The sequence below is a fragment of the Streptomyces aurantiacus genome, from assembly GCF_001418335.1.
GTDB lineage: Bacteria > Actinomycetota > Actinomycetes > Streptomycetales > Streptomycetaceae > Streptomyces > Streptomyces aurantiacus.
In genome coordinates this window covers 1-7,426 of sequence record NZ_LIPP01000420.1, presented here as the reverse complement: position 1 = coordinate 7,426, position 7,426 = coordinate 1, and the positions used below count along the sequence as shown (strand labels likewise).

6 protein-coding genes are annotated in these 7,426 nt (G+C 69.8%); 5 read left to right on the top strand and 1 reads right to left on the bottom strand.

Translation table 11 applies throughout. The annotated features are described in order from the left end of the window. The 5 genes from AOK01_RS37475 to AOK01_RS37455 form a co-directional block, all read left to right on the top strand. Positions 1 to 1,645, top strand: a 1,645-nt coding sequence (locus tag AOK01_RS37475) for a copper resistance D family protein (protein ID WP_245702582.1), incomplete at its 5' end; no start/stop codon positions are given. Positions 1,646 to 1,653: 8 nt separating this feature from the next. Beyond that, positions 1,654 to 3,012 carry an iron uptake transporter deferrochelatase/peroxidase subunit gene (efeB, locus tag AOK01_RS37470; RefSeq protein WP_055519690.1) on the top strand — a complete coding sequence of 453 codons (1,359 nt, stop codon included), beginning with the start codon at positions 1,654 to 1,656 and terminating at the stop codon, positions 3,010 to 3,012. A gap of 33 nt (positions 3,013 to 3,045) precedes the next feature. Further along, positions 3,046 to 3,978, top strand: coding sequence for a prephenate dehydratase (gene pheA, locus AOK01_RS37465; RefSeq protein WP_055519688.1), 933 nt, complete (start codon positions 3,046 to 3,048; stop codon positions 3,976 to 3,978). 539 nt (positions 3,979 to 4,517) lie between these two features. Further along, entirely contained in the window at positions 4,518 to 5,795 is a 1,278-nt protein-coding gene (gene serS / locus AOK01_RS37460; protein WP_055519686.1) for a serine--tRNA ligase, read from the top strand. Next, a complete protein-coding gene (locus tag AOK01_RS37455) occupies positions 5,792 to 6,625 on the top strand; it encodes an HAD family hydrolase (protein WP_055519685.1) in 834 nt (277 codons plus the stop codon). Before serS ends, AOK01_RS37455 begins: the two co-directional genes overlap by 4 nt. Positions 6,626 to 7,035: 410 nt before the next feature. Here the strand turns inward: AOK01_RS37455 and AOK01_RS37450 are convergent, their stop codons facing one another. Beyond that, positions 7,036 to 7,326, bottom strand: coding sequence for an SGM_3592 family protein (locus AOK01_RS37450; RefSeq protein WP_055519683.1), 291 nt, complete (start codon positions 7,324 to 7,326; stop codon positions 7,036 to 7,038). Positions 7,327 to 7,426: the final 100 nt, after the last annotated feature.

Below are 7,426 nucleotides of genomic sequence, written 5' to 3'. Positions count from 1 at the left end.
CGCCTTCACCTTCTCCATCGGGGCGCCCTCGAAGACCTCCGTCGCCGTGTCCGGCCAGGAGGTCGGCGGCGGTGTCGTGGGCGGCCTCTACGGCTTCGCCCGCTATCTCTCGTACGCGGGCTTCATCCTCCTTGTCGGCGGTTCGGCCTTCGTGCTGGCCTGCTGGCAGCGCGGCACCGGTGTGCAGGCGGTGCAGCGGCTCGTGGTCTCGGGGTGGCTCGCCCTGACCGGGGCCACGCTCGCCATGCTGATGCTGCGCGGGTCGTACACCGGCTCGGGGAAGGTCGGGGACATCTTCGACCTCGACCTGCTCAGCCAGGTGCTGCAGACCAAGACGGGGGCAGCCCTGGTGTCGCGGCTGCTGCTGCTCGCGGCGGCCGCGCTGTTCATCGCCGTACTCTTCGGGGCGTACGAGAAGCGCGAGGACGAAGAGGAGAAGAACGATCTGACGTTCGGGCTCGCCATCGGCGGGTTCGTCGTGGCGGCCGGCCTCGCCGCGACGTGGGCGATGGCCGAGCACGCCTCGACCGGTCTCCAGACGGGTGTCGCGATGCCCGTCGACGTGCTGCATCTGCTCGCCGTCGCGGTCTGGCTCGGCGGCCTGTCGACGCTGCTGGTGGCGCTGTACCGCGCACCGTCCCTCGAAGAGTCCGCCGTACAGCGCTTTTCCCGCGTCGCGTTCGGCAGCGTGGCCGTGCTGGTCGTGACCGGGATCTACCAGTCGTGGCGGCAGCTCGGCTCCTGGTCGGCGCTCACGGACACCTGGTACGGGCAGCTGCTGCTGATCAAGGTCGGCCTGGTGGTCGTACTCGTCGGCATCGCATGGGTCTCGCGGCGCTGGACCGCCCGACTGGCGCAGGCACCCGCCAGGACGCCCGCCAAGACATCGGCGAAGACCTCGGCCAAGGCTCCGGTGAAGGCCTCGGTCGGTGCCTCGACACCGAAGACGTCGAAAGAGTCAAAGACACCCAAAGGGTCTAAAGGGTTCAAGGGGCCGAAGGGGACCGGCGGGCGTACGGACCAGAAGAAACCGGCTTCCACAGGCGGCGGTGACGGTGGCAGTGCCGGTGGCGGCAAGCGGGCCACCCAACTCGCCCGGCAGCGCGCCGCAGTGACCACCACGCGCGAGAAGCGCCTGCGCAACGCCGACCCGCTCCGCTCGGGCCTGCGCCGCTCGGTGCTCGCGGAGGCGGGCGTCGCGGTCGTCCTGCTGGCCGTCACCACCGTGCTCACCTCCACCGAACCCGGGCGTACGGAGGAGGAGGCGAAGGCCGCCACCGCCACCACCTCGGAGCAGCCCGGTGAGGCGCTGTCGCTGGACATCCCGTTCGACACGGGGAGTGAGGACGGCAAGGGCATAGCCCGCGTCGAACTGGACCCGGCCCGCGTCGGCGGCAACGACATGCACGTCTACGTGGAGCGGCCGAACGGCAAGGCCTTCGACATTCCCGAGGTCAAGGTCGCCTTCACCCTCAAGGCGAAGGACATCGGGCCGCTGCCCGTGGTCCCCGACCGCATCGCCACCGGGCACTGGACGGCGAGCGGGGTGCAGATCCCGATGGCGGGCACCTGGCAGATCGCGGTGACCGTACGGACGTCCGACATCGACCAGGTGACCGTGGACAAGAACGCACAGATCGGCTGAACGACACCATGGCTGAACAGTCCACTCCGAAGACCTCCCCTCCGGCATCTTCGGACGTCGCTCACGAAGGAGCATCCTCCACATCCTCCGAGGAGGCCGCTTCGCCGGAATCCCGGCAGCCCTCCCCCAGAGGCGCCGTTTCACGACGGCGCCTGCTCGGCACCGCCGGTGCCACGGGCCTCGCACTCGGCGCGGCGGGCGGAGCCGCCGGATACGCCTCCGCACCCTCCGCTTCCTCCTCTTCCTCCGCCGACCGGACCGCGCTCCTCAGCTCGGTGGGCGCGGACGAGGTGATGTTTCACGGGAAACATCAGCCGGGCATCACGACCGCCCTCCAGGCCCGCGGCCACCTCGTCGCCTTCGACCTGACGGCGGGCGCGGGCCGCAAGGAGGCGGCAGCCCTGTTGCGCCGCTGGTCGAGGACCGCCCAGCGACTGATGGCGGGCGAGGCGTCCGCGAGCGACGACACGGACGTGGCGCGCGACGCCGGACCCTCGTCCCTCACGGTCACCTTCGGTTTCGGCCACGGCTTCTTCACCCGTACGGGACTGGCGAAGCAGCGGCCGATCGCCCTCGACCCCCTGCCCGACTTCTCCTCGGACCACCTCGACAAGGCCCGCAGCAACGGCGACCTGTGGGTCCAGATCGGCGCGAACGACTCCCTCGTCGCCTTCCACGCCCTGCGCGCGATCCAGCAGGACGCGGGCCGCGCGGCCCGGGTGCGCTGGCAGATGAACGGCTTCAACCGTTCGCCCGGCGCCACCACCCGCCCCTTGACGACCCGCAATCTGATGGGGCAGGTCGACGGCACCCGTAATCCCAAGCCTTCGGAGCCCGACTTCGACCGGCGGATCTTCGTGCCCGACGCGGGCGACCCGTCCTGGATGGCGGGCGGCTCGTACGCCGTCGTACGCCGTATCCGGATGCTTCTCGACGACTGGGAGCAGCTCTCGGTCAAGGACCAGGAGGCCGTGATCGGCCGCCGGAAGTCCGACGGGGCAGCCCTGTCCGGCGGCACCGAGACGACCGCCATGGACCTGGAGAAGACCGGTGGCGACGGCAAGCTGGTCGTCCCCATCAACGCGCACGCCCGTATCACCCGGCCCGACGAGAACGGCGGCGCGGCGATGCTCCGCCGGCCCTTCTCCTTCCACGACGGCATCGACGCGGACGGGGTGCCGGACGCGGGGCTGCTCTTCGTCTGCTGGCAGGCCGACCCGTTGCGCGGCTTCGTCCCGGTGCAGCGCAAGCTCGACCGCGGGGACGCGCTGTCCGCCTTCATCCGGCACGAGTCGAGCGGGCTGTTCGCGGTACCGGGCGGGGCGGCGGAGGGCGAGTACGTGGGGCAGCGGTTGCTGGAGGGGTGAGCCGCGTTCCGCACGGCCCATTAGGGTGAGGCCATGCCAGCCAGCTACGCGTATCTCGGCCCCGAGGGCACCTTCACCGAAGTGGCCCTGCGGACTCTTCCGGAGTCGGCCACCAGGCAGCTCGTCCCGATGGTGTCCGTCCCCGCGGCGCTCGACGCCGTCCGGGCCGGCGAGGCCGAGGCCGCGTTCGTGCCGATCGAGAACTCGGTGGAGGGCGGCATCACCACCACGATCGACCAGCTGGCCGTCGGCGAGCCGCTGATGATCTACCGCGAGGTGCTCCTCTCGATCACCTTCGCGCTACTGGTCCGCCCCGGTACGAAGCTGTCCGACATCAAGACGGTCAGCGCGCACCCGGCCGCCCAGCCGCAGGTGCGCAACTGGATGAGGGACCACCTTCCCGACGTCGTCTGGGAGTCGGCGGCCTCCAACGCGGACGGCGCCCGCCTGGTCCAGGAGGGGCGCTACGACGCGGCCTTCGCCGGCGAGTTCGCGGCGGCGCGGTACGGCCTGGAGGCCCTGGAGACCGAGATTCACGACGCGGAGAACGCGCAGACCCGGTTCGTCCTGGTGGGCAGGCCCGCCCGGCCCGCGGCGCCGACCGGCGCGGACAAGACGTCCGTGGTCATCTGGCAGCGCGACGACCACCCCGGTGCCCTGCTCGAACTGCTCCAGGAGTTCGCCGTCCGCGGGGTCAACCTGATGCTGCTGCAGTCCCGGCCGACCGGCGAGGGCATCGGCAACTACTGCTTCGCCATCGACGCCGAGGGGCACATCTCGGACCGCCGGGTGGCCGAGGCGCTGACGGGGCTCAAGCGGGTCTGCCCGCAGGTGCGGTTCCTCGGGTCCTATCCGCAGGCCGACGTGGATCCCAAGGACATGCGCGCACCGCGGGCCGGTACGTCCGACGACGAGTTCGCGGCGGCCTCGGACTGGCTGGCGCGGTGCCAGGACGGCCGTTTCTAGTCGGTCCTACCTGCAGATTTTCTTCGTCCACAGAAGTTATCCACAGCCCTCCTTCTCGACCTGGGGATAAGTCGACAACGAAGTGCGACTTGGTCGACAAATCGGCCTACAACCCACAACTGCGTCCACAGCCCCACAGGTCACCCTTCGTCCACCTGATTTCCCTGGCCAATCCCTTAGAGCGAACCATTTCCACCCGAACGTGGGTGTAGAGAGGGTTTAACTCGGGAATCCCTTGTCCCGGATGCGGCTTTCGGAATGATCACTTCCGATGTCCACAGATCTTTCGCACAACCTGTGGATAACTTTCCAGGAGCATGCATTCCTGTGGACAACTCCCTCCCCAAGTCCCCTGTCCCGCAAGGGAATCGAGTCAACGCGCCACCGCCCGCCTGCCCCGTTCCGGGGAGACGGGCCATTTCCGTTGACGTTCCGTCCACACAATTCGAGTTAATCGACAATTTCCCCAAATCATGACAGAAGCGACAGATCGGAATACCGGGTCGTGCCCCGGAACTCCGCACCGGTAGCCTTGCGGGGTGATTGACCTTCGCCTGCTCCGTGAGGACCCCGACCGTGTTCGCGCCTCCCAGCGCGCCCGTGGAGAGGACGTCGCGCTCGTCGACTCCCTTCTCTCCGCCGACGAGCGGCGCAGGTCGTCCGGCGTCCGCTTCGACGAGCTGCGCTCCGAGCAGAAGGCACTCGGCAAGCTCATCCCCAAGGCCTCGGGCGACGAGAAGGCCGAGCTGCTCCAGAAGGCCGGCCGGCTCGCCTCCGACGTCAAGGCGGCCGACGCCGAGCAGCACGAGGCGGACGAGGAGACCAAGCGCCTCCTCCAGCAGCTCGGCAACCTCGTGCACCCCGACGTGCCGGTCGGCGGCGAGGAGGATTTCGTCGTCCTGGAGACGCACGGCACGATCCGCGACTTCGGTGCCGAGGGCTTCGAGCCCAAGGACCACCTGGAGCTCGGCGAGGCGCTGGGCGCCATCGACGTCGAGCGCGGCGCCAAGGTGTCCGGCTCGCGCTTCTACTACCTGACGGGTGTCGGCGCGCTCCTGGAGCTCGCGCTGGTCAACGCGGCGATCGCACAGGCCACGGAGGCCGGCTTCATCCCGATGCTGACCCCGGCGCTGGTCCGCCCGCGCGCCATGGAGGGCACCGGCTTCCTCGGCCAGGCCGCGGAGAACGTGTACCACCTGGAGAAGGACGACTACTACCTCGTCGGCACCTCCGAGGTCCCGCTCGCGGCGTACCACATGGACGAGATCCTCGACGCCGACAAGCTGCCGCTGCGCTACGCGGGCTTCTCGCCGTGCTTCCGCCGCGAGGCCGGCACGTACGGCAAGGACACCCGCGGCATCTTCCGCGTGCACCAGTTCGACAAGGTCGAGATGTTCTCGTACGTGGATCCCGCGGACGCGGAGAACGAGCACCAGCGGCTCCTGGCGTGGGAGAAGCAGTGGCTGACCGCTCTCGGGCTGCCTTTCCAGGTCATCGACGTGGCGTCGGGCGACCTGGGCTCGTCCGCCTCGCGCAAGTTCGACTGCGAGGCGTGGATTCCGACGCAGGGCAAGTACCGCGAGCTGACCTCGGCCTCGAACTGCGACGGCTTCCAGGCCCGCCGGCTGTCGGTGCGTATGCGGGACGGCAAGAAGGTGCAGCCGCTCGCGACGCTGAACGGCACGCTGTGTGCCGTGCCGCGCACGATCGTGGCGATCCTGGAGAACCACCAGCTGGCCGACGGTTCCGTACGGGTGCCGGAGATGCTGCGTCCGTACCTGGGCGGCCGTGAAGTACTGGAGCCGATCTCCAAGTGACCGGCACCACCGAATCCACCGGGGCGTTCCCCTACAAGCTCGTCGCCACCGATCTCGACGGAACGCTGTTGCGCTCCGACGGCACGATCTCGGAGCGCACGCGTGAGGCACTCGCCGCGGCCACCGTGGCGGGCGCCGCGCACCTCGTCGTCACGGGGCGTGCGGTCCCCTGGACCCGGTACATCCTCGACGACCTCGGGTACGAGGGACTGGCGGTGTGCGGTCAGGGCGCACAGCTCTACGACGCCGGGGCGCGCCGGCTGCTCACGTCGGTGACCCTCGACCGGCAGCTGGCGGGGCTCGCGCTCGCCAAGATCGAGGCGGAGGTCGGCCCGCTGGCGCTGGCCGCGAGCCGCGACGGCATCGACGGTGACGTCCTGGTCGGCCCCGGTTACCGGGTGCAGGGCCTGCTGGAGTCCGTCCCGTTCACCGATGTGGCCGAGCTCTGGGCCGCGCCCCTGACCAAGATGTACATCCAGCATCCTCGTCTCACCGACGACGAGCTGGCGTCCGCGGCGCGGGCGGCGGCGGGCAGTCTGGTGAGCGTCGTGATGGCGGGCGAGGGCATCGTGGAGCTGCTGCCCCTGGGGCTGTCGAAGGCCACGGGGCTCTCCCTGGCGGCCCGCCGACTGGGTGTGAAGGCCGCCGACACGATCGCCTTCGGCGACATGCCGAACGACATCCCGATGTTCGCCTGGTCGGGACACGGTGTGGCGATGGCCAACGCCCACGAAGAGCTCAAGGCCGTGGCGAACGAGATGACCCTCTCCAACGACGACGACGGAATCGCCGTGGTGCTGGAGAGCCTGCTGGGACCGGACAGGACCTAGGGGACATCACCGCCGGCCCAGGTGGCATCCACTGGCCGAAGCCGAGCGGTGAGGCGGTGCATGGCGGTGAGGCGGTGCTCTGCCTCGCCTCACCGCCATGACGGTCCTCCGGGTGGGCGGCCCGCGCCAAGGTGCGCGCTCGAAGCGGCCGCCCCGGACAGCTCCCCGTGCGGGGTGGACTCGACGGAGCTGACTACTCCGGAGCCCGCGCACTGCCCTGCTGGGAGCTCGACGAACTGCCGCTGACGGGCGTCGTCGTGCTCCTCTCCCGGACTGTGGTGCCGGAGGAACCCGGCGACCTGGACATAACCACTGTGACCGTGGGCCGGGTTGAGCACCACCGAATAAAACGGGACCCGTCCCGGAACGCCTCTCCAGGGATCACGGGAGTCAACGGGGATCAACGGCAATCAACGGCGGCGCCACCTGCGCCGCCGCGCCTTGCTGAAGAACCACCCGGCGGGCGGCTCGTCGGAGCGCCAGGGCTGTGGATCGGGACCGCCCTCGCGCCAGCGGGCGGCGAGCATGCGGGCGCGCGCCGACGGCTCGGCCGTATCGGCCGACCGTATGAAGTCCTCGTCCAGGACGAGGCCGTCCCAGACCTCTCCGGTGGCTTCCCCCCGGCCTTCGCCGGGGCCGTGCCCGTCAGAACTGTGCCCGTCAGGGCCCTGTCCGTCACCGCGTGGTGCCTGCGCCGCCATCCCCGTTCCTCCTCGTCGCATCCCCTGGGACAAGTGTGCCGTCGCCCGCATAAAACCGACCTCAAGATCAAGTCGCTGTGGCTCCACGCGCGCGTGGAGC